Below are 20,825 nucleotides of genomic sequence, written 5' to 3' on the forward strand. Positions count from 1 at the left end.
CATTTGTTAGGTGAGGAAGGTAGCAGCCCATGGAGCTGGACGGGAGGGTCGCCGTCGTCACCGGCGGCACCCGCGGCGTCGGAGCCGGCATCGCCCGGTCGTTCCTCGCCGCGGGCGCCGAGGTCGTCCTCTGCGCCCGCAGACCACCCGACGCACCGGTCGCCGCCGGCGGCCGCACCGCCACCCACATCCCCGCCGACCTGCGCGACCCGGCGGCCGTCGACGCCCTCTTCGCGCAGGTCGCGGCCCGCCACGGGCGCCTCGACTGCCTGGTCAACAACGCCGGCGGCACCCCGTACCGGCCGCTCGCCGAAGGCGGCGCACAGCGCCACGCCCGCGTCCTCGACCTCAACCTCACCGCCCCGCTCACCGCCTCCCTCGCCGCGTACGAGCAGCTGCGCACGGCCCGCGGCTCGATCGTGATGATCACCAGCGTGAGCGGCACCCGACCGTCACCGGGCACGGCGGCCTACGGTGCGGCGAAGGCCGGACTGGAGAGCCTGGCCCGCTCGATGGCCGTGGAATGGGCCCCCGAGGTGCGGGTGAACAGTCTCGTCCTGGGCATGGTGCGGACCGAACTGGCGCACCTGCACTACGGCGACGAGCGCGGCGTCGCGGCGGTCGCGGCGACCGTGCCCCTGGGCCGGCTCGCCGAGCCCTCGGACGTGGGCGCGGCGGCGGTGTTCCTCGCCTCGGACCGGGCGGCCTACGTGAGCGGCGCGAGCCTGCTCGTGCACGGCGGCGGCGAACGCCCGGCCTTCCTCGACGCGGCAAACGCCAACAAGACAGAGGAGAGCTGATATGGGTATCGCCGAAGGTCGGGTCGTGATCGTGACGGGCGCGGGCCGGGGACTGGGCCGGGCGCACGCGCTCGCGTTCGCCGCGGAAGGCGCCCGGGTCGTGGTGAACGACCTCGGGGTGGGCCTGGACGGCGTCCCCGCCCCCGGCAGCCCCGCCGCGCAGGTCGCCGACGAGATCCGGGCGCGGGGCGGATCGGCCGTCGCGCACGGCGGGGACATCGCCACCACCGAGGGAGCCGCCTCGCTGATCGCCTGCGCGGTCGACACCTACGGCCGCCTCGACACCCTCGTCAACAACGCGGGCTTCCTGCGCGACCGGATGCTGGTCAACCTCGACGAGGACGACTGGGACGCGGTCATGCGGGTCCACCTCAAGGGCCACTTCCTGCCGCTGCGGCACGCGGCCGCGCACTGGCGGGCCGAGGCCAAGGCGGGCCGCGCGCCCGCCGCCCGGGTGGTCAACACCTCCTCCGGGGCCGGCCTGCTGGGGTCGGTGGGCCAGGGCAACTACAGCGCGGCCAAGGCCGGCATCCTCGGCCTCACCCTCGTCGCCGCCGCCGAGATGGGCCGCTACGGAGTCCAGGTCAACGCGATCGCCCCGGCCGCCCGCACCCGCATGACGGAACAGGCCTTCGCCGAGACGATGGCCGCGCCGGGGGAGGGTGAGTTCGACGCCATGGCGCCCGCGAACGTGTCCCCGCTGGTGGTCTGGCTGGGCTCGGACGCCTCGGCGGGCGTCACCGGTCGGGTCTTCGAGACGGAGGGAGGCCGGATCACGGTGATGGACGGCTGGCGCCCGGGCGCCACCACCGACAAGGGCGCCCGCTGGACCCCGGCGGAAGCCGGCCGCGCGGCCACCGCCCTCCTCGCCGAGTCACAGCCCGCCCGCCCGGTGTACGGCGCCAACTGACGGGCGGGGGAGGGGGGAAGGCCGGCGAGTCCGGCGGCCGGCCGGGCCCGTGCGTGAATCCGGGCCCGTACATGAATCCGGGCCCGGCCCCCTGGCGGGAGGTCGGGCCCGGATCCTTGACTCGTGCGACAGGGCTTTACTACCCACCCGGGACACCGGCTGAACCGCACTCACCCGGACGGTCTTGACTTTGTCAGGTCGTGCCACGCGTCGCGCCGCTGAGGACCGTGCGGCACCGGCCCCGGGTTTGGCCAAAAACGCCTTCTTGTTCGACACGTGGACCAGGGTGTGACATGTACGCGTCAGGCGCATCGTGTTCCGGTGCGCCCGGCAGGCGCACCCACGCCACACGCACAGCCCCACCCCCCACGAAAGGCAGTGTGTTGAACACAACCCGGAAGCAGAAGACCCCTGCCCGCTTCATCAAGCGCACCCTCGCCGCAGGCGCCGTAGCCCTCGCCGCCTTCAGCCTCCAGCCGGCCGCCGCCACCGCCTCGCCGGCCCCCGTCGTCGGCGGCACCCGCGCCGCCCAGGGCGAATTCCCCTTCATGGTCCGCCTCTCCATGGGCTGTGGCGGCGCCCTCTACACCCAGCAGATCGTCCTCACCGCCGCCCACTGCGTCGGCGCCTCCGGCAACACCACCTCCATCACCGCCACCGCCGGCGTCGTCGACCTCCAGAGCAGCAGCGCCATCAAGGTCAAGTCCACCAAGGTGCTGCGCGCCCCCGGCTACAACGGCAGCGGCAAGGACTGGGCGCTGATCAAGCTCGCCAAGCCCATCAACCTCCCCACCCTCAAGATCGCCGACACCACCGCCTACAACAACGGCACCTTCACCGTGGCCGGCTGGGGCGCCGCCCGCGAAGGCGGCAGCCAGCAGCGCTACCTCCTCAAGGCCAACGTCCCCTTCGTCTCCGACGCCGACTGCCAGGACGCCTACGGCGGCTCCCTCATCGCCGGCGAGGAGATCTGCGCCGGCCTGCTGGGCGTCGGCGGCGTCGACACCTGCCAGGGAGACTCCGGCGGCCCCATGTTCCGCCGCGACAACGCCGGCGCCTGGATCCAGGTCGGCATCGTCAGCTGGGGCGAAGGCTGCGCCCGCCCCGACTACCCCGGCGTCTACACGGAGGTCTCCACCTTCGCCGCCGCCATCAAGTCGGCCGCGGCCGGCATGTGACCCCCGCCGGGGCCGCCACCACCCGCCCGGACCCACCCGGAGCGGGCCGGCGGCCCCGGCACCCACGGCCCCGGCGCACGTGTCCGTGCACGTGCCCGGGTCCCAGCCCCGGGCCCAGCCCCGGGCCCAGCCCCGGGCCCAGCCCCAGCCCTGAGCCCTCGGCCCCGAGCTTCGGCCCCGAGCCCTGGGCCCGTGACCCGAACCCGAACTCGAGCCCGAGCCCGAGCCCGAGCCCGAGCCCGAGCCCGAGCCCGAGCCCGAGCCCGAGCCCGAGCCCGAGCCCGAGCCCGAGCCCGAGCCCGTACGAGCGTCCCCGCCTCGGCCGTCCGGCCCCCGTACAACCGGCCGGACGGCCGAGGCACCCCGCCCCCGAAGGCGACCGGCACTCACCGCCCCCACCCCCGACCGCGACCGGCAGGTCACCGCACCCCCACACCCGGTGACCAGGCACGATCACCCCCGCCGGCCACAGCCGCCGGCACCCCCATCACCCCCCACCCGCCCCGGCCGGAACCCGTCTCACAGAACGGCCGACCGATGATCCCACCGGCCCGGCCGCGTAAGCTCAGGCCACATGAAGACCAGCGACATCGACGAAAACGTCCGTGAGGAACTGTCCCGGCTCCGGGACAGCATCGACAACATCGACGCGGCCGTGGTCCACATGCTCGCCGAGCGATTCAAGGCCACCCAGCAGGTCGGCCACCTCAAGGCAAAGCACCACCTGCCACCCGCCGACCCCGCCCGCGAAGCCAGCCAGATCACCCGCCTGCGCGAGCTCGCCGAGAGCGCCAAACTCGACCCCGCCTTCGCGGAAAAGCTCCTCAACTTCGTCATCGCGGAGGTCATCCGCCACCACGAGACGATCGCCGCGGGCGAAGAGTAGAAACCCCCACACCCCCCAGGCCGTCCCTTCCGGACCCTGCCGGCCAGGCCGGATCCGCAAGAGACGGCCTGAACGGCCTACGGCAGACAGGGCCCCATCAGGCAGCATGGGGCCCATGTCCGTACTGACGCGCAACGAAGCGCAGCTCCGAGCACAGCTCCTCGACGTCGACCACTACGCGATCGACCTCGATCTCACCACCGGCGACGAGACCTTCGACTCCACCACCGCCATCCGCTTCACCGCCCGAAGCGACGGCGACACCTTCGTGGAACTGAAACCGGAAACCCTGCGCTCCGCCACCCTCGACGGACAACCCCTCGACACCGCCACCCTCCACGACGGCCGGCTCCCGCTCACCGGCCTCACCGCCGGCCCCCACGAGCTCCGCGTCGACACCCGCATGCGCTACTCCCACACCGGCGAGGGCATGCACCGCTTCACCGACCCCACCGACGGCGAAACGTACGTCTACACCCAGCTCTTCCTCGACGACGTCCAGCGCGTCTACGCCGCCTTCGACCAGCCCGACCTCAAGGCCGCCTTCACGATCACCGTGACCGCCCCCGCCGGCTGGACCGTCCTCGCCAACGGCATCACCGAAAAGACCGGCGAACGCGAAGACGGCGCCACCACCTGGCGCGCCGCCACCACCCCCGTCATCTCCACCTACCTCGCCGCCGTCGCCGCAGGCCCCTGGCACAGCATCCGCACCGAACACGCCGGCCTGCCCTTCGCCATCCACTGCCGCCGCTCCCTCGCCGACCACCTCGACGCCGACGCCGACGAAATCCTCGGCATCACCCGCGACTGCTTCGACCGCTACCACGCCAAGTTCACCGAGCCGTACCCCTTCGACTCCTACGACCAGGCCTTCGTCCCCGAATTCAACGCGGGCGCCATGGAAAACCCCGGCCTCGTCACCTTCCGCGACGAATTCGTCTACCGCTCCGCCGTCACCGACACCGAACGCCAGACCCGCGCCATGGTCATCGCCCACGAAATGGCCCACATGTGGTTCGGCGACCTCGTCACCCTTCGCTGGTGGGACGACATCTGGCTCAACGAGTCCTTCGCCGAATACATGGGCTACCAGACCCTCACCGAAGCCACCCGCTTCACCGACACCTGGACCGACTTCGCCATCACCCGCAAAGCCTGGGGATACGACGCCGACCAGCGCCCCTCCACGCACCCCGTCGCCCCCGACCCCGCCGCCGTCCCCGACACCGCCTCCGCCCTCCTCAACTTCGACGGCATCTCCTACGCCAAGGGCGCCTCCGCCCTCCGCCAGCTCGTCGCCTGGCTCGGCGAAAAAGACTTCCTCGCCGGCATCAACACCCACTTCACCCGCCACCGCTTCGCCAACGCCTCCCTCGCCGACTTCGTCGACTCCCTCGCCGCCCACACCGACCGCGACGTCCACGCCTGGGCCGACACCTGGCTGCGCACCACCGGCACCGACACCCTCACCCCCGAAATCCACGAAAGCCCCGACGGCTGGACCCTCGCCGTACGCCGCGACGGCAGCCGCCCCCACCGCATCAACGTCGCCGCCTTCGACCACGCACCCGACAGCACCCTCGAACCCCGCGACGTCCTCGACCTCGACGTCCCCTCCGACGAGATCGTCTCCGGCGCCGGCCCCCGCCCCGCCCTCCTCGTCCTCAACGACGCCGACCTCACCTACGCCAAGGTCCGCCTCGACGCGCACTCCCTCGACACCGCCCTCCGCGGCATCTCCACCATCCCCGACCCGCTCACCCGGGCCGTCGTATGGAACTCCCTGCGCGACATGGTCCGCGACGGCGAACTCGACCCCTCCGCCTACCTCGACACCGCCCACACCCACCTCCCCGCCGAAAACGACCTCGCCATCGTCCAAGGCGTCCTCGGCTTCGCCCGCACCCACATCGCCGACCGCTACGTCACCACGGCCGACCGCCCCGCCGCCCTCGCCGTCCTCACCTCCGCCACCCGCGCCCTGATCCGCCGCACCGAAGGCCTCACCGCCGACGACTGGAAGTCCGGCCAGAGCACCGAACGGCGCAGCGCCCAGGACGCCGGGCTGCGCCTCACCGCCGTACGCACCTTCATCGACAGCGCCACCCAGCCCGACACCATCGCCGCCTGGCTCGCCGACGGCACCGTCACCGGCGGACCGGAACTCGACCCCGAACTGCGCTGGCGGATCCTCGCCCGCCTCAGCGTCCTCGGCGCCGCCGACGAAACCGACATCGCCGCCGAACTCGACCGCGACCCCACCGCCACCGGCCGCGAAGGCGCCGCCCGCTGCCGCGCCGCCATGCCCGACGCCGCCGCCAAGGAAGCCGCCTGGGAGCGCATGTTCGCCCACGACGACCTCTCCAACTACCTCTTCAGCGCCACCGCGCAGGGCTTCTGGCAGCCGGAACAAGCCGAACTCGTCCGGCCGTACGTCGCCCGCTTCTACCCCGACGCCGTCGCGCTCGCCGACCGCCGCGGGCCCGCCATGGCCGAAGCCGCCGGACGGTACGCGTTCCCCGCGCACGCGGTCGACCCCGACGCGCTCCGCATCGGCCAGGACTGCCTCGACACCGCCGAGATGATCCCCGCCCTGCGCCGCAAGCTCGTCGACCAACTCGACGACCTCACCCGAGCCCTCCACATCCGCACCACCCCCTAACCCCCCGACCCGCCCCGCCCCACGCCCCGACGGCATGCTGCCGCCCAGCCTCCCCGGCGCCCAGGGGTACAACCTCCGGGCTTGTCGGCGCCGCGTGCGGGAAATCCAGCCCCGCCGGCGTTTGAGGCGGCGCCTCGGGCGGGGACCGCTCCAGCCTCGCCGGTGCCCTGGGGCGCAACCCCTCAGCCTCGCCGGCGTTTGAGGCGCGGGGTCTGGGGCGGAGCCCCAGGACTGCAACCCGGCTGGCGCCGGGTACCGGGCTCTGCCCGGACCCGCGCCTCAAACGCCGGCGAGGCTGGGGATTGCCGGCGAGGCTGGAAGTTGCCCCTCGGGCTGCCGGCGGGGATGGGGGTGGCCGTCGGACGGTCGGCGGGGATGGGCGCCGTCGGGCGGCCGGCGGGGATGGACGTTGTCTCTCGGGCAGCCGACGAGGCGCTGAAGGTGGTGCCGGGTCGGCCGGCGAGGCCGAATCGGCCCGCTCAGGCCGGGCCCCTTTCGGCGGGGCGCCGGACCGTACGGGCGTTTGCGTCGGGGCGGCTGAAAAGCGGCGGTCGGGGCGGGGCAGGGTTACCCCATTCGGGGCGGATCGTTGACCAGAGCGGGTGCCAGGAACCGCCCGCATGCGGGCGCCCGGCGCGCGACCCACGTACAGCCGGACCGCCCCGGCGGACCCCCACCGGAAACCCCTCACGGGCCGCGCACCAGATCGCCACGGCACCGGCACCCGCCCCGCCGCCGACCGCCGTGAGGAACCCGATGACAGCCCCGCCCGGCCAGCACCCCCACCCACACCCCCTTCCGCCGCTCGCCGGCGGAACCGCCGGCCCCGCCGCCCTGCGCCCGCTCCTCGCCACCGTCCTCGACGCCCTCGGCACCGGCGCCCGCGACCGCAACGGCCCCCTGCCCCCCGGCGGCCCCGGCTCCGTCACCGCCCGCCTCACCACCACCCTCGGCGACGTGTTCCCCGCACACGGCACCGGCGACGACGAAGCCCTCCGCACCCTCGTCCGCGCCCTCGCCGCAGGCGCCGCCGACCCCGCGGACCCCCGCTGCCTCGCCCACCTGCACTGCCCGCCGCTCGCCGTCGCGGCCGCCGCCGACCTCGCCGCCTCCGCCCTCAACCCCTCGCTGGACTCCTGGGACCAGGCCCCCGCCGCCTCCGCCCTCGAAGCCCTCGTCACCCGCACCCTCGCCCGCCACCTCTACGACACCCCCGACACCCCCGACACCCCCACGCCCGGCAGTCCTGTCCCGGGCAGCCCAGTCCCCGGCACCTCCCACGCCCGCACCCTCGACCCCCGCAGCCCCGCCCCCCACATTCCTGACCCCGGCACCGCCAACGCCCGCACCGCCAACGCCCGCACCGCCGACCCCCGCACCCCCGACCCCGACGCCCTCGTCACCACCGGCGGCACCGAAGCCAACCAGCTCGCCCTGCTCCTCGCCCGCGAACGCCACGGCCCCGTCCGCCTCGTCCACGGCGCCAACGCCCACCACTCCCTGCCCCGCGCAGCCTGGCTCCTCGGCCTCCCCACCCCCCTCACCCTCCCCACCCCCGACGGCACCCTCCACCCCGACACCCTCGACCGCGCCCTCACCGACCACCCCGGCCCCACCCTCGTCGCCGCCACCGCCGGCACCACCGACGCCGGCCTCATCGACCCCCTCGCCGACCTCGCCGCCGTCTGCGCCGCCCACCGCACCGAACTCCACATCGACGCCGCCTACGGCGGCCTCCTCGCCTTCAGCCCCCGCCACCGCCCCCTACTCAACGGCCTCCAACACGCCCACTCCATCACCCTCGACCTGCACAAACTCGGCTGGCAACCCGCCGCCGCCGGCCTCCTCGCCGTCCCCGACCGGCACCTCCTCGCCCCCCTCCACCACCAGGCCGACTACCTCAACGCCGAAGACGACACCGACGCCGGCCTCCCCGACCTCCTCGGCCGCTCCCTGCGCACCACCCGCCGCCCCGACATCCTCAAAATCGCCGCCACCCTCCGCTCCCTCGGCCGAGACGGCCTCGCCGCCCTCATCGACCGCACCTGCGCCACCGCCCACCGGCTCGCCGAACTCCTCGACAACCACCCCCACTTCGAAATCCACGCACCACCCACCATCAGCACCGTCCTCTTCCGCCCCACCCACCTCCCCGACACCCGCATCGCCGCACTCCGCCGCACCCTCCTCCACGACGGCCACGCCGTCCTCGGCCGCGCCACCGCCGACGGCCGCCTCTGGCTCAAAGCCACCCTCCTCAACCCCCACACCACCACGAGGGACCTCCACGACCTCGTGAAACTCCTGGAAGGCAGCATCCGATGACCACCCAACTCGACACCCCCCACGACCTCGTGGGCATCGGCATCGGCCCCTTCAACCTCTCCCTGGCCGCCCTCGCCCACGGCCTTCCCCACGGCCCCCACGACGGCGGCCCCGCCACCGCCTTCTACGACCAACGCCCCGAATTCCGCTGGCACCCCGGACTCCTCATCGAAGGAGCCACCCTCCAAGTGCCCTTCCTCGCCGACCTCGTCACCCTCGCCGACCCCGCCAGCCCCTGGTCGTTCCTGCGCTACCTCCGGCACAAGGAACGCCTCTTCCCCTTCTACTTCGCCGAGCAGCTCCACATCCACCGCGCCGAATACGACGCCTACTGCCGCTGGGTCGCCGGCAACCTCCCCGGCCTCCACTTCGGCCACCAGGTCGACGCCGTCCGCTGGAACCCCGAACGCGCCCTCTTCGAAGTCGACTTCACCCAACTCGACCCCGACGGCGAAGCCGAAGCGCTCGGCCGCACCTACACCCGCAACCTCGCCCTCGGCATCGGCACCGCCCCCTACGTCCCCGAACCCCTCAAACCCCTCGCCGACGCCCCCACCGTCCCCGTCTTCCACTCCAGCGACTACCTCGACCACCGCGAACGCATCCTCGCCGCCGACCACGTCACCGTCATCGGATCAGGCCAGTCCGGAGCCGAAGTCTTCCTCGACCTCCTCCGCGCCCGCCCCGCCGGCCGCGAACGCCTCACCTGGCTCGCCCGCACCCCCTCCTTCGCCCCCATGGAGTACTCCAAGCTCGGCCTCGAACACTTCACCCCCGACTACACCCGCTACTTCCACGCCCTCCCCGAAAACGTCCGCGACCGCCTCGTCCCCGCCCAATGGCAACTCCACAAGGGCATCGACGCCGCCACCATCGCCGCCATCCACGAAGAGCTCTACCGCCGCACCCTCAACGGCGGCTGGCCCGACACCGTCCTCACCCCCGGCGTCAGCGTCCGCACCGCCGGCCGCGTCGCCACCACCAAAGTCGAACTCCACCTCGAACACACCGAACAAGGCACCCGCTCCCGCATCACCACCGACGCCGTCGTCCTCGCCACCGGCTACCGCGAACGCCCCCTCAGCAGCCTCCTCGCCGGACTCGACCCCTACATCCGCAAGGACTCCGCCGGCCGCCCCCGCATCGACGACCGCTACCGCATGCACCTCGACCCCACCGTCACCGGCACCGTCTTCGTCCAGAACGGCGAACGCCACACCCACGGCGTGGGCGCCCCCGACCTCGGCCTCGCCGCCTGGCGCAGCGCCACCATCCTCAACACCCTCACCGGCAAAGAGCCCTACCCCCTCCCCGACCGCACCGCCTTCACCCGCTTCGGCCTACACGAACGGGAGCAGCCCCGGACCCGCATCCCCGGACAACTGCTCCCGCTCGTCGAACACCCCTGACGCCCCCCAAGGGGCGCCGCACTAGAACACCGGCACACCCGCCCGCGTCAGACGCCAGTCCACCGACGCGAACTGCGCCGGATCAATCGTCCCCTTCGCCTTCACCCAACCGATGATCGTGTTGCGTATCTCATCCGAATTCGCCCACAACTGCCGGGCCTGCGGAACATGCGGGAAGTTACCGCCACCCGAGGCCCGGTAATTGTTCACCGCCAACACGAACTGCGCCGCCGGATCCAACGGCTTCCCCGCAAACGACAGACCCACGATCCGCGAACCCTTCGGCTGCGCAATGTCAATGTCGTACGACAGCCCGTACAGCGCATCGTAATTGTAATCCGGGATCCCTTCCGCATTCGTCAGCGCAGCCGGATCCACCGGCGCGCCCGGAGCCGTCTGCACGAAATACCTGACCGAATACTCCAGGTAGTCCTTCAGCTGCGCACCCGTCATCAGACGAGCCTCCAGCGTGTTCTCGAACGGATACAGACCCGCCGCATCGCGAATCGTCACCTGACCCGCCGGAATCGACGCCGTACGCGAGAAGCACGACGCCTGCGACAACACCGGCAGCGCCGCCCACTCCGTACCCGCCAGCGCCGACTTCACCGTGTCCGCCTGCACGTGGTTGATCAGATCGATGATCGGAACGTCCTTCACCGGACCCTCCGCCGACACCATCGCCGCCGTCGACGTACCGATCACCTGATTCACGTACGCCACCACCTTGCGGTGCTCGTCCGACAGCAACCCCGTGATCTTCGGGTCCTCAGCCACCGTGTTCGAGTTCAGAACCTTCGCGGACACCTTGTCCACGCTCCACCGGCCCCGCGCGAACGACAGCTCGAAGTCGAACAACGTCAGCCGCTGCCCCCACTTCAACGGCTCCGACAACACGACCTCCTTGCCCGTCGTCTTGTTCGCCACCCGGTACTCCGGAATCTCCGTGTGCGCGTGCCCCACCAGAATCGCGTCGATCCCCGGCACCTGCTCCGCCACCAGCGCAGCCGCATTCTCGATGTACGGCAACTGGTCACCGTACGAAGACGTACCGCTCGACCCCGAATGCGCCGACACGATCACCACATCCGCACCCATCGACCGAAGCCGCGGCACATACTTCGCCGCCTGCTCCTCCAACCCGGGGAACGTCATCTTCCCCTGCACGTTCTGCTTGTCCCAGATCGCAATACCAGGATTCGTCAGACCCAGCACCGCCACCTTCACATCAGGCCCGTGCGGCGTACACAACCGGTGCATGCTGTACGGAGCGAACGCCGGCCGCAACGTCCGCGCATCCAACGCATTCGCCCCAAGCAGCGGAAAATCACACTGCTCCTCGAACTTCCGCAGCACCGGAATCCCGTAATTGAACTCGTGATTCCCCAACGCCGCCGCGTCATACCCGATCGCATTCATCGCCTGCGCCATCGGATGCACCGGACCACGCCGCGCCGTGATCGGATCCACCTTCGCGTAGTAATACGACAGCTGCGTCCCCTGGATCGTGTCACCCGCATCGATCAGCAGCGTGTTCCCACGCCCCTTCTCCGCACGCACCCGATCCACCAGCGTCGAGATCTTCGCCAGACCCACATCGTTGTGCGCCTTGTCGTCGAACTCCTTGTCCGTGAAGTAATCCCAGTTGAAGACATTCCCGTGCAGGTCCGTCGTCCCCATCACCGTGAACGCGTACGTCCGCGGACGCGGATGCGGCCGCCGCCCACCGGAAGCAGCCGCAGCCGGAGCCGCCACCGCCCCACCCACCGCCACCGCAGCACCCGTAGCAGCCGACGTACCCAGAAACGTCCGACGATCGAACGGCATGTCATCTCCCTCGTGAGACCGAACAACGCGCGTAGACACCAACACCAACGCGCGTAGATTCTGACCCAGCGACAACCGGCCACAACACCCCTGGCAGGTTTCGATCCGATGACCGACACACCCACCACCCCCAATGCGACAGTGGAACGCATGACCCAAGACCCCACACCCCAGCCCTACGGCACCCCCGAAGTACCCCGCGTCGCCGTCCGCGGCGAAGCCCACATCGAAGTCGACCCCGAAATCGCCCGCCTCGGCATCACCATCAGCGCCCGCGGCACCGACCGACGCACCGCCCTCGAAGACCTCACCCGCCGCAACACCACCGTCCTCGACCTCGTCAAAAGCTACGGCGACGCCGTCGAAAAACTCGAAACCGGCACCTTCTCCATCACCCCCGAACTCACCCGCCACGGCCGCGCCGAACGCATCCGCGCCTACCACGGCCGCGTCCACCTCACCGCAGAACTCGGCGACTTCACCGCCCTCGGCGAACTCACCACCCGTCTCGCCGACCTCGAACTCACCAGCGTCGACGGACCCTGGTGGGCCCTGCGCCCCGACTCACCCGCCCACGGCGACGCCCGCCGCCAAGCCGTACTCGAAGCCGTCCAACGCGCCCGCGAATACGCCACCGCCCTCGGCGCCCAACTCGCCGCCCTCGTCGAACTCGCCGACCTCGGCGCCGAAGACACTCAACCCTTCGGCCGCCCCGGCACCGCCGGCACCATGCGCTCCATGGCCTTCGCCGCCGACACCGAAACCGCCCCCGCCCTCGACCTCGAACCCCAACGCCAAACCGTCTACGCCTCCGTCAACGCCCGCTTCACCATGACCCCACCGCGCCTCTGACACCCCCCACCCCACCGCGCGGGGTGCTCATCGGAGCACCCCCGCTCACCATTCGAGACTTGTCAACAACCCTTCACCAAAAGGTTGTTGAGCAGCCACCCCGAACCCATCCACTACTGATCGGTAGGGGCATACCCTCGCCCCATGCGCCGAGCAAAAATCGTCTGCACCCTGGGCCCCGCCACCGACACATACGACCAGATCAAAGCCCTGGTCGAAGCCGGAATGGACATCGCCCGCTTCAACCTCAGCCACGGCACCTACGCCGAACACGAGGAGCGCTACCACCGCGTACGCAAGGCCTCCGACGAGACCGGCCGCAGCGTCGGCATCCTCGCCGACCTTCAAGGCCCGAAGATCCGCCTCGGCCGCTTCACCGAAGGCCCCGTACTCCTTGAACGCGGCGACGAATTCACCATCACCGTCGAAGACATCGAAGGCGACCGCCACACCTGCGGCACCACCTACAACGGACTCGCCACCGACGTCACCACCGGCGAACGCATCCTCGTCGACGACGGCCGCGTCACCCTCCAGGTCACCGCCGTCGACGGACCCCGCGTCCACACCCGCGTCATCGAAGGCGGCATGGTCTCCGACCACAAAGGCCTCAACCTCCCCGGCGTAGCCGTCTCCGTCCCCGCCCTCTCGGACAAAGACGTCGAAGACCTCCGCTGGGCCCTGCGCACCGGCGCCGACGTCATCGCCCTCTCCTTCGTCCGCAGCGGCCGCGACATCGAAGCAGTCCACCGCATCATGGACGAAGAAGGCCGCCGCCTCCCCGTCATCGCAAAGATCGAAAAGCCCCAGGCCGTCGAGAACATCGACGACATCGTCGCCGCCTTCGACGGCATCATGGTCGCCCGCGGCGACCTCGGCGTCGAAATGCCCCTCGAACAAGTCCCCATCGTCCAAAAGCGCGCCGTCAAACTCGCCAAGCGCAACGCCAAACCCGTCATCGTCGCCACCCAAATGCTCGACTCGATGATCGACAACTCCCGACCCACCCGCGCCGAAGCATCCGACGTCGCCAACGCCGTCATCGACGGCACCGACGCCGTCATGCTCTCCGGCGAAACCAGCGTCGGAAAATTCCCCGTCGAAACCGTCCGCACCATGTCCCGCATCGTCGAAGCCGCCGAAGAAGACATCCTCGCCAAAGGCCTCCCCGCCCTCACCGACCGCAACAAACCCCGCACCCAAGCCGGCGCCGTCGCCCGCGCCGCCGCCGAAATGGGCGACTTCCTCGGCGCCAAATACCTCGTCGCCTTCACCCAGAGCGGCGACACCGTCCGCCGCCTCTCCCGCTACCGCAGCCCCATCCCCCTCCTCGCCTTCACCCCCGACCCAGCCACCCGCTCCCAGCTCAACCTCACCTGGGGCGTCGAAACCTTCCTCGGCCCCCACGTCGACTCCACCGACGCGATGGTCGCCCAAGTCGACGAAGAACTCCTCCGCATCGGCCGCTGCGCACCCGGCGACACCGTCGTCATCACCGCCGGCTCACCGCCCGGAGTCTCCGGCTCCACCAACCTGGTCCGCGTCCACCACATCGGCGACGCAGTCCGCTGACCCCCGCCCGCGCTGACACCCCGCGCACCGGAACGGGTCACTCCGCGGCGGCACCGCCCACACGGCGCGTGACCGCCGCGGACGATCTTCCCGCGCCACGACCGGGCCGCCGCAAGATCTCCGGCGGAACCGGATCGTTATCCTCAAGTTTTGCTCAACTCTGATGACGCTGCACCGACCGGCTCTCTAGGTTCCTTGCAGCCGAGGAAGAACGTGCACTTCCTTCCGCGCAAGAACCGAAGGAAGTCCCCCGTATGAGCATCTCCTCCCGAGCCGGCCTCTCCGCGGCCGTCCTCGCCCTCACCCTCACCGCCAGCGCCTGCGGCGGCAGCAGCGAGGAGCAGGAGAAGATCTCCATCGGGATCAAGTTCGACCAGCCCGGCCTCGGCTTCAAGGACCACGACGGCACCTTCAGCGGCTTCGACGTCGACGTCGCGACCTACGTCGCCAAGCAGCTCGGCTACGAGGCAGACCAGATCGAGTTCAAGCAGGTCACCAGCCTCGACCGCGAACTGCTGCTCCAGTACGGCGAGGTCGACTACGTCGTCGCCAGCTACTCGATCACCGACAAGCGCAAGGCGAAGATCGACTTCGCGGGCCCGTACTTCACCGCCCACCAGGACCTGATGGTCCGCGCCTCCGACAAGACCATCAAGGACGCCTCGGACCTCAACTCCAAGCGCCTCTGCTCGGTGACCGGCTCCACCTCGGCCCGCAACGTCAAGGAGAAGCTGGCCCCCAAGGCCAGCATGATGGAACTCGGCAACTACTCCGAGTGCGCCGTCGCCCTCAAGGACACCTTCCTCGACGCGATGACCACGGACAACTCGATCCTCGCCGGGTTCGCCGCGCAGAAGAAGTACCAGGGCCAGTTCCGCCTGATCGGCCTCAGCCTCAGCAACGAGAAGTACGGCATCGGCGTCAAGAAGGGCAAGGCGGAGCTCCGCACGAAGATCAACGCGGCCCTGAAGAAGATGGTCCAGGACGGCTCCTGGGCCGAGTACGTGAAGACGAACTTCGGCCCCGCCAACTACAAGTCCGACCCGGCCCCGGCCATCACGGAGGGCTGAGCCGCCGGCTCAGTACTTCGGCCCCACATGGGCGTCCATCAACGCGATGGACGCCTTTCGGGCTATGGACACGTTGAACGGGTCGCTGCCGCGAGCAAGGATCGTCCACTCGACCCCCACCTTCGTCAGCGTGTCCGTGCAGAGCTTCCGGATGTCGTCGGACTTGTTGGTGAAGAAGTACCGCGGGTACTCGTAGCGCTTTCGCTCGCCGCCGACGAGGCGCGTGGTCCAGTTGGTGATCCGGCAGCCGTCCGAGTGGATGAGCCCCCGGATGAACTCCCACGGGTAGGCGTCGACTATCTCTTGCTGCCACGGTTCGAGCGCGATGCGCCGCTCGTGCTTCCTGCCCGGGCCGTGCTGGGGAAAGATGCATTCGAGGTGCTGGGAGTACACCTTCACGTTGTGGCACCCGGTGCTGCGTACCCGGCACGTGCTGTGGAGCGGGAGGACGCGCCGCATGGCCGCCTCGCAAGCGTCCATCAGGCCCGGCCATTTGTTATCGCAGGTGATCATGAGGCTGGGTGCCCGGTGGGCCGAGTACCAACTGATGTGACCGTCGCCCAGGTAGAGGCCCAGGAGGTATGAGTAGGCCTCATGGTCAAGAGGCACCTCGTGGCACCTCGGGCAGTCCGGCCGGGCTTGGCGTCCAGGGCACTCGCCACGCTTCGCGCGGTCCATGTGCTTCCAGTAGCCGATTGTTCCGAGGGGCACGTTCAGTCGCCGTGCGACGTCGCTGTTCCGGACGCCGTCCCGGAGCAACGACAGGGCCGTCTGGCGCACCGTGAGGGTGTGATACGTCATGTCGCCACTCTGTGTGATGCAAAGTGGCGGCGTGTAGCAAAAAGCGAACGTTCACGCGAAGGTGAACGTCCGCTTTTCGGACATGTGCCGGGTATGGGATTCGAACCCACACGTCCTTGCGGACAGAGGTGTTTGAGACCTCCGCGTCAACCAGTTGCGCCAACCCGGCAGGCTTGCACGTCGGAGTGTACCGGGTGACTCGGCGACGTTGCAGCTAGGTAGGCTCATTCCAGCAGCACACAGCCCCGCCTCAAGGAGTCTCCCGTGACCGCCGCCGAGTCCGAGTCGTCGCCCACGCCCGTAGACGCCGACCAGTCGCACGTCCCGCCGCTGACGACCCGTGTCGTCATCGCCGAGGACGAGGCGCTCATCCGTCTCGACCTCAAGGAGATGCTGGAGGAGGAGGGCTACGCCGTCGTCGGCGAGGCCGGGGACGGGCAGACGGCCGTCGAGCTGGCGCGGGAGCACCGGCCGGACCTGGTGATCCTGGACGTGAAGATGCCCGTCCTGGACGGGATCTCCGCGGCCGAGAAGATCGCGGAGGAGTCCATCGCGCCGGTCCTGATGCTGACCGCGTTCTCGCAGCGCGACCTGGTCGAGCGGGCCCGTGACGCGGGTGCGATGGCGTACCTGGTGAAGCCGTTCAGCAAGAGCGACGTGGTGCCGGCCATCGAGATGGCGGTGTCGCGGTTCGCGGAGCTGAAGGCGCTGGAGAAGGAGGTCGCGGACCTCTCGCTGCGGCTGGAGACGCGCAAGCTGGTGGACCGGGCGAAGAGCGTGCTGCAGACGCAGTACGGGCTGTCCGAGCCGGCCGCGTTCCGGTGGATCCAGAAGACGTCGATGGACCGGCGGATGTCGATGCAGCAGGTGGCCGAGGCGGTCATCGAGGACGCCGAGGAGAAGAAGAACGCGGCCAAGGGCCAGTAGGGCCCGCGGGAGGGCCGTGGCCGGCCCGTACGTACGACTGAGGCCCGCCCCCGGAACATCCGGGGGCGGGCCTCAGTCGTTTGTGCGTACGGCGGGGGTCAGTCCTCGCCGAGGTAGGCCTTGCGGACGTCCTCGTTGTGGAGGAGTTCCTGGCCGGTGCCCGACAGGACGATCTTGCCGATCTCCATGACGTGCGCCTGGTCGGCCAGCGAGAGCGCCGCCTGGGCGTTCTGCTCGACGAGCAGGATGGTGGTGCCGGTGGCCTTGAGCTCGGCGATCGTCGCCATGATCTTCTGCATCATGAGCGGCGAGAGGCCCATGGAGGGCTCGTCCAGCATGAGCAGCTTGGGCTGGGACATGAGCGCGCGGCCCATGGCGAGCATCTGCTGTTCGCCGCCGGAGAGGGTGCCGGCGGCCTGCTTGCGGCGTTCGCCCAGGATGGGGAACATCTCGTAGGCGCGCTGGATGTCCTTCTCGATGCCCTCCTTGTCGCTGCGCAGGAACGCACCGAGCTGGAGGTTTTCGGCGATCGTCAGCCGGGGGAAGATGTGGCGTCCCTCGGGGGAGTGGGCGAGGCCCAGGGAGACGATCTTGTGTGCGGGGACGGTGCTGAGCGGCTGGCCGTCGAAGGTGATGGTGCCGCCGCGGGGCTTGATGAGGCCGGAGAGGGTGCGCAGGGTGGTGGTCTTGCCGGCGCCGTTGGTGCCGACGAGGCAGACGATTTCGCCCTGGTTGACCTCGAAGGAGATTCCCTTGACGGCTTCGATCTTGCCGTAGGCGACTTTGAGGTCTTCGACCTTGAGCAGTGCGGTCACTTGGCCTCTCCTTCCGGTTCCGTGCGGGTGGTGCTGTCCTCGGCGGGTTCGGTTGCCGCGGGGGCGTCCGTGTCCGCTTCGGTGTCGGTCGGGTCGGCCTCGGGCTCGGCTGCTGCCTCCGCCTCGGGCTCGGCTTCTGCTTCGGCCTCGGCTTCTGCCTCAGCCTCGGCCTCGGCTTCTGCCTCCGCCTCCGCCTCCGCCTCGGGCTCGGCTTCTGCTTCGGCCGCTTCGGCGGCGTGGGCTTCGGCGGCTTCGACTTCGGCGACTTCGGCGGCTCCGGGGTCGCCCTCGAAGGGGGTTCCCAGGTAGGCGGCGATGACGCGCTCGTCGCCCTGGACTTCGGCTGCGGTGCCTTCGATGAGCTTTTCGCCCTGGACGAGGCAGGCGACGCGGTCGCAGAGGTTGAAGATGAAGCGCATGTCGTGCTCGATGACGAGGACGGCGACGCCGAGGTCCCGGATGGCGAAGATGAGTTCTTCGGCCGCGCGGGTTTCCTGGGGGTTCATGCCGGCGGTGGGCTCGTCGAGGAGGATGAGGCCGGGGTCGCTGGCGAGGGCCCGGGCGATTTCGAGCTTGCGCTGTTCGCCGTAGGGGAGGTTCTTCGCCAGGTGGTGGGCCTTGTTCTCCAGGCCGATGAAGGCGAGGAGTTCCATGGCTCGGGCCTCGGAGGCGGCTTCGGCCTTCTTGAAGCCGGGGCCGCGCAGGAGGGCGGACCAGAGGCCTTCCTTGGTGCGGGTGTGGCGTCCGACGAGGACGTTCTCCATGACGGTCATGTTGGAGAACAGTCGGATGTTCTGGAAGGTGCGGGCGATGCCTGCCTGGGTGACGAGGTGGGGCTTGGGCGGCAGGACGGTGCCCTTGTAGCTGACGGTGCCCTCGGTGGGGACGTACAGGCCGGTGAGGCAGTTGAAGAAGGTGGTCTTGCCGGCGCCGTTGGGGCCGATGAGGCCGACGATCTCGCCTGCGTTGACGGTGAGGTCCACGGAGCGGACGGCGGTGAGGCCGCCGAAGCGCATGGTGACGCCGCTTGCTTCGAGGACGGGCGAGGTGCTGGTGGTGGTGGTCATGTTCACGCCCCCGCCTTGGCGGTGGCCAGGTCCGTGGGGGCCTGGTCAGCGGTGTCGTCGTGGAACTCGAGCTTGGCCCGCTTGTTGGCGATGAGGCCTTCGGGGCGGAAGCGCATGAGCAGGATGAGGGCGATGCCGAAGCCGAGGAGCTGGTAGTCCTGGAGGAACTGCAGCTTGGCCGGGATCAGGAAGAGCAGTGCGGCGCCGAGGATGGGGCCGCGGATGGTGCCCATGCCGCCGAGGATGACGGCGGCGAGGAGGAACGCGGAGTTCGGGGGCACGGGGCCGGCGAAGACGTAGTTCTCGGGGACGACCGTGGTGTTGACGTGGGCCTGGACGGTGCCGGCGAGGCCCGCGAGGGTGGCGCCGAGGGCGAAGGCGATCAGCTTGACGCGGAAGCCGTTGATGCCCATGGCGGTGGCGGCGGTCTCGTCTTCGCGGATGGCGACCCAGGCGCGGCCGATGCGGCTGTTCTGGGCGCGGGCGAAGATGACGATGACGAGGGCCATCACGAGGAGCATGAGCAGGTAGTAGTTGGCGTAGGCGCCGAGTTCTACGCCCATGACGGTGTGGGCTTCGCCGAAGTTCCACCCGAAGAGTTCGAGGTGGGGGACGTTCGGGATGCCGTTGGGGCCGTTGGTGATGTCCGGGCCGGAGACGCCGTCGAGGTTGCCCATGGCGATGCGGAAGATTTCTCCGAAGCCGAGGGTGACGATGGCGAGGTAGTCGCCGCGCAGTCGCAGGGTGGGGGCGCCGATGACGACGCCGAAGATCAGCGAGGCGAGGGCGCCGGCGAGGACTGCGGCCCAGAAGGGGAGCTTGACGTCGAATGCGGAGGCGGTGCTTCCGGAGACGAGGGCCGCGGTGTAGGCGCCGACGCCGAGGAAGGCGACGTAGCCGAGGTCGAGGAGGCCGGCGAGGCCGACGACGACGTTCAGGCCGAGGGCGACGGTCGCGAAGATGAGGATGTTGACCGCGATGAGGGTGTAGGTGTCGCCGCTCTGCTGGATGAACGGGAAGGCGACGGCCGCGGCCATGGTCCCGATGATCGTCACCTGGCGGTTGCGTGCGGTGATCTCGGAGAACCGTTCGACCAGGCCGGACTTGAGGAGGGCCGTGGTGGCGAACAGGACGATGATCAGGTACGCGATGAAGAGCTGCGGTTCCTTGTCGTCGGTGTCGATGCCGAAGGTGACGACGTAGAGGCCCACGGCGAAGGCGCCGGTGATGACGAGGATTTCGGCCCAGGAGGGCAGCTTCCCGGCCGGGGCGGCCTTGCGGGTGTCGTCGGGGAGCTTGTACGCGGCGAGGGCCGGGACGAGCGAGGCGACGACGGCGACGTAGGCGCCGGGTTCGAGGTGGGCGACGCCGCCGAGTTCGACGGCGATGGAGACCACCGTGAACAGGGTGGTGGCGAAGGTGCCCAGGGCCAGGAGCCAGACGGCCTTGCGGGCGCCGGTGGGGGTGAGCCAGCCGAAGCCCTTGGTGCCGAGCGCGGAGAGCGCGAAGGCGGCGGTGAGGAGCGCGCCGACCAGGGTGAGCATCTGGAGCGGGGCGGGGCTGCCGTAGATGGTGAGGTCACCGGGGAAGTCGGTGGTCCACGTCCAGGCGAGGTAGGTGCTGGCGATCGTGGCGAGGCTGCCGCCGATGATCGCGTACAGCAGGCTGCTCTTGGGGGCGCCCGCGGTGGTGGTCTTCGTGGTGCTGTCGGTGGTCATGGT

Annotated in this window: 16 protein-coding genes and 1 tRNA gene; 11 read left to right on the top strand and 6 right to left on the bottom strand. The window is 70.1% G+C overall.

Annotated features, from left to right (window positions below; translation table 11 throughout):
- Positions 1-29: 29 nt before the first annotated feature.
- The 7 genes from OG764_RS26240 to OG764_RS26270 all read left to right on the top strand — a co-directional run bounded on the left by OG764_RS26240 (position 30) and on the right by OG764_RS26270 (position 10,173).
- A complete protein-coding gene (locus OG764_RS26240; RefSeq protein ID WP_328970886.1) occupies positions 30-800 on the top strand; it encodes an SDR family oxidoreductase in 771 nt (256 codons plus the stop codon).
- A gap of 1 nt (position 801) precedes the next feature.
- Positions 802-1,710, top strand: coding sequence for an SDR family oxidoreductase (locus tag OG764_RS26245; RefSeq protein ID WP_328970887.1), 909 nt, complete (start codon positions 802-804; stop codon positions 1,708-1,710).
- Between the two features lie 380 nt (positions 1,711-2,090).
- Positions 2,091-2,888 (top strand): serine protease, encoded by a 798-nt coding sequence (locus tag OG764_RS26250; RefSeq protein ID WP_328970888.1) that lies wholly within the window; start codon positions 2,091-2,093, stop codon positions 2,886-2,888.
- A gap of 574 nt (positions 2,889-3,462) precedes the next feature.
- Complete coding sequence (locus OG764_RS26255; protein WP_328970889.1) at positions 3,463-3,774, top strand: chorismate mutase; 312 nt, start codon at positions 3,463-3,465, stop codon at positions 3,772-3,774.
- Between the two features lie 106 nt (positions 3,775-3,880).
- The gene (gene pepN, locus OG764_RS26260; RefSeq protein WP_328970890.1) at positions 3,881-6,439 is read left to right on the top strand and encodes an aminopeptidase N; all 2,559 of its coding nucleotides are present in this window, start codon (positions 3,881-3,883) and stop codon (positions 6,437-6,439) included.
- A 756-nt stretch (positions 6,440-7,195) separates the two neighbouring features.
- Entirely contained in the window at positions 7,196-8,764 is a 1,569-nt protein-coding gene (locus OG764_RS26265) for a pyridoxal phosphate-dependent decarboxylase family protein (RefSeq protein ID WP_328970891.1), read from the top strand.
- The gene (locus tag OG764_RS26270) at positions 8,761-10,173 is read left to right on the top strand and encodes a lysine N(6)-hydroxylase/L-ornithine N(5)-oxygenase family protein (protein WP_328970892.1); all 1,413 of its coding nucleotides are present in this window, start codon (positions 8,761-8,763) and stop codon (positions 10,171-10,173) included. The genes OG764_RS26265 and OG764_RS26270 overlap by 4 nt, the downstream gene beginning before the upstream one ends.
- A 21-nt stretch (positions 10,174-10,194) precedes the next feature.
- Here the strand turns inward: OG764_RS26270 and OG764_RS26275 are convergent, their stop codons facing one another.
- Positions 10,195-12,000: a bifunctional metallophosphatase/5'-nucleotidase gene (locus OG764_RS26275; protein WP_328970893.1), complete on the bottom strand. Its 1,806-nt coding sequence runs from the start codon at positions 11,998-12,000 to the stop codon at positions 10,195-10,197.
- Between the two features lie 150 nt (positions 12,001-12,150).
- On the opposite strand from OG764_RS26275, the gene OG764_RS26280 reads away from it, so the two are divergent.
- The 3 genes from OG764_RS26280 to OG764_RS26290 all read left to right on the top strand — a co-directional run bounded on the left by OG764_RS26280 (position 12,151) and on the right by OG764_RS26290 (position 15,494).
- A complete protein-coding gene (locus OG764_RS26280; protein ID WP_328970894.1) occupies positions 12,151-12,852 on the top strand; it encodes an SIMPL domain-containing protein in 702 nt (233 codons plus the stop codon).
- Positions 12,853-12,996: 144 nt separating this feature from the next.
- Positions 12,997-14,424 carry a pyruvate kinase gene (pyk, locus tag OG764_RS26285; protein ID WP_328970895.1) on the top strand — a complete coding sequence of 476 codons (1,428 nt, stop codon included), beginning with the start codon at positions 12,997-12,999 and terminating at the stop codon, positions 14,422-14,424.
- Between the two features lie 254 nt (positions 14,425-14,678).
- Positions 14,679-15,494 carry a glutamate ABC transporter substrate-binding protein gene (locus OG764_RS26290; RefSeq protein WP_328970896.1) on the top strand — a complete coding sequence of 272 codons (816 nt, stop codon included), beginning with the start codon at positions 14,679-14,681 and terminating at the stop codon, positions 15,492-15,494.
- 9 nt (positions 15,495-15,503) lie between these two features.
- On the opposite strand, the gene OG764_RS26295 is transcribed toward OG764_RS26290, so the two are convergent.
- Both OG764_RS26295 and OG764_RS26300 read right to left on the bottom strand, forming a co-directional pair.
- Positions 15,504-16,295: a helix-turn-helix domain-containing protein gene (locus tag OG764_RS26295; protein ID WP_328970897.1), complete on the bottom strand. Its 792-nt coding sequence runs from the start codon at positions 16,293-16,295 to the stop codon at positions 15,504-15,506.
- 85 nt (positions 16,296-16,380) lie between these two features.
- Positions 16,381-16,464 (bottom strand) — tRNA-Leu (locus OG764_RS26300).
- Between the two features lie 95 nt (positions 16,465-16,559).
- On the opposite strand from OG764_RS26300, the gene OG764_RS26305 reads away from it, so the two are divergent.
- On the top strand, positions 16,560-17,222 hold the full coding sequence (locus tag OG764_RS26305) for an ANTAR domain-containing response regulator (RefSeq protein ID WP_328970898.1): 663 nt from the start codon (positions 16,560-16,562) through the stop codon (positions 17,220-17,222).
- A 98-nt stretch (positions 17,223-17,320) separates the two neighbouring features.
- On the opposite strand, the gene OG764_RS26310 is transcribed toward OG764_RS26305, so the two are convergent.
- The 3 genes from OG764_RS26310 to OG764_RS26320 are packed head-to-tail and all read right to left on the bottom strand — an operon-like array spanning position 17,321 to position 20,822.
- A complete protein-coding gene (locus OG764_RS26310; RefSeq protein WP_328970899.1) occupies positions 17,321-18,037 on the bottom strand; it encodes an ABC transporter ATP-binding protein in 717 nt (238 codons plus the stop codon).
- Complete coding sequence (locus tag OG764_RS26315; RefSeq protein ID WP_328970900.1) at positions 18,034-19,104, bottom strand: ABC transporter ATP-binding protein; 1,071 nt, start codon at positions 19,102-19,104, stop codon at positions 18,034-18,036. The genes OG764_RS26310 and OG764_RS26315 overlap by 4 nt, the downstream gene beginning before the upstream one ends.
- A 2-nt stretch (positions 19,105-19,106) precedes the next feature.
- A complete protein-coding gene (locus OG764_RS26320) occupies positions 19,107-20,822 on the bottom strand; it encodes a branched-chain amino acid ABC transporter permease (RefSeq protein WP_328970901.1) in 1,716 nt (571 codons plus the stop codon).
- Positions 20,823-20,825 lie beyond the last annotated feature (3 nt).

Origin of the sequence: Streptomyces sp. NBC_00239, assembly GCF_036194065.1 — a bacterium.
In the GTDB taxonomy this organism is placed as follows: Bacteria; Actinomycetota; Actinomycetes; order Streptomycetales; family Streptomycetaceae; genus Streptomyces.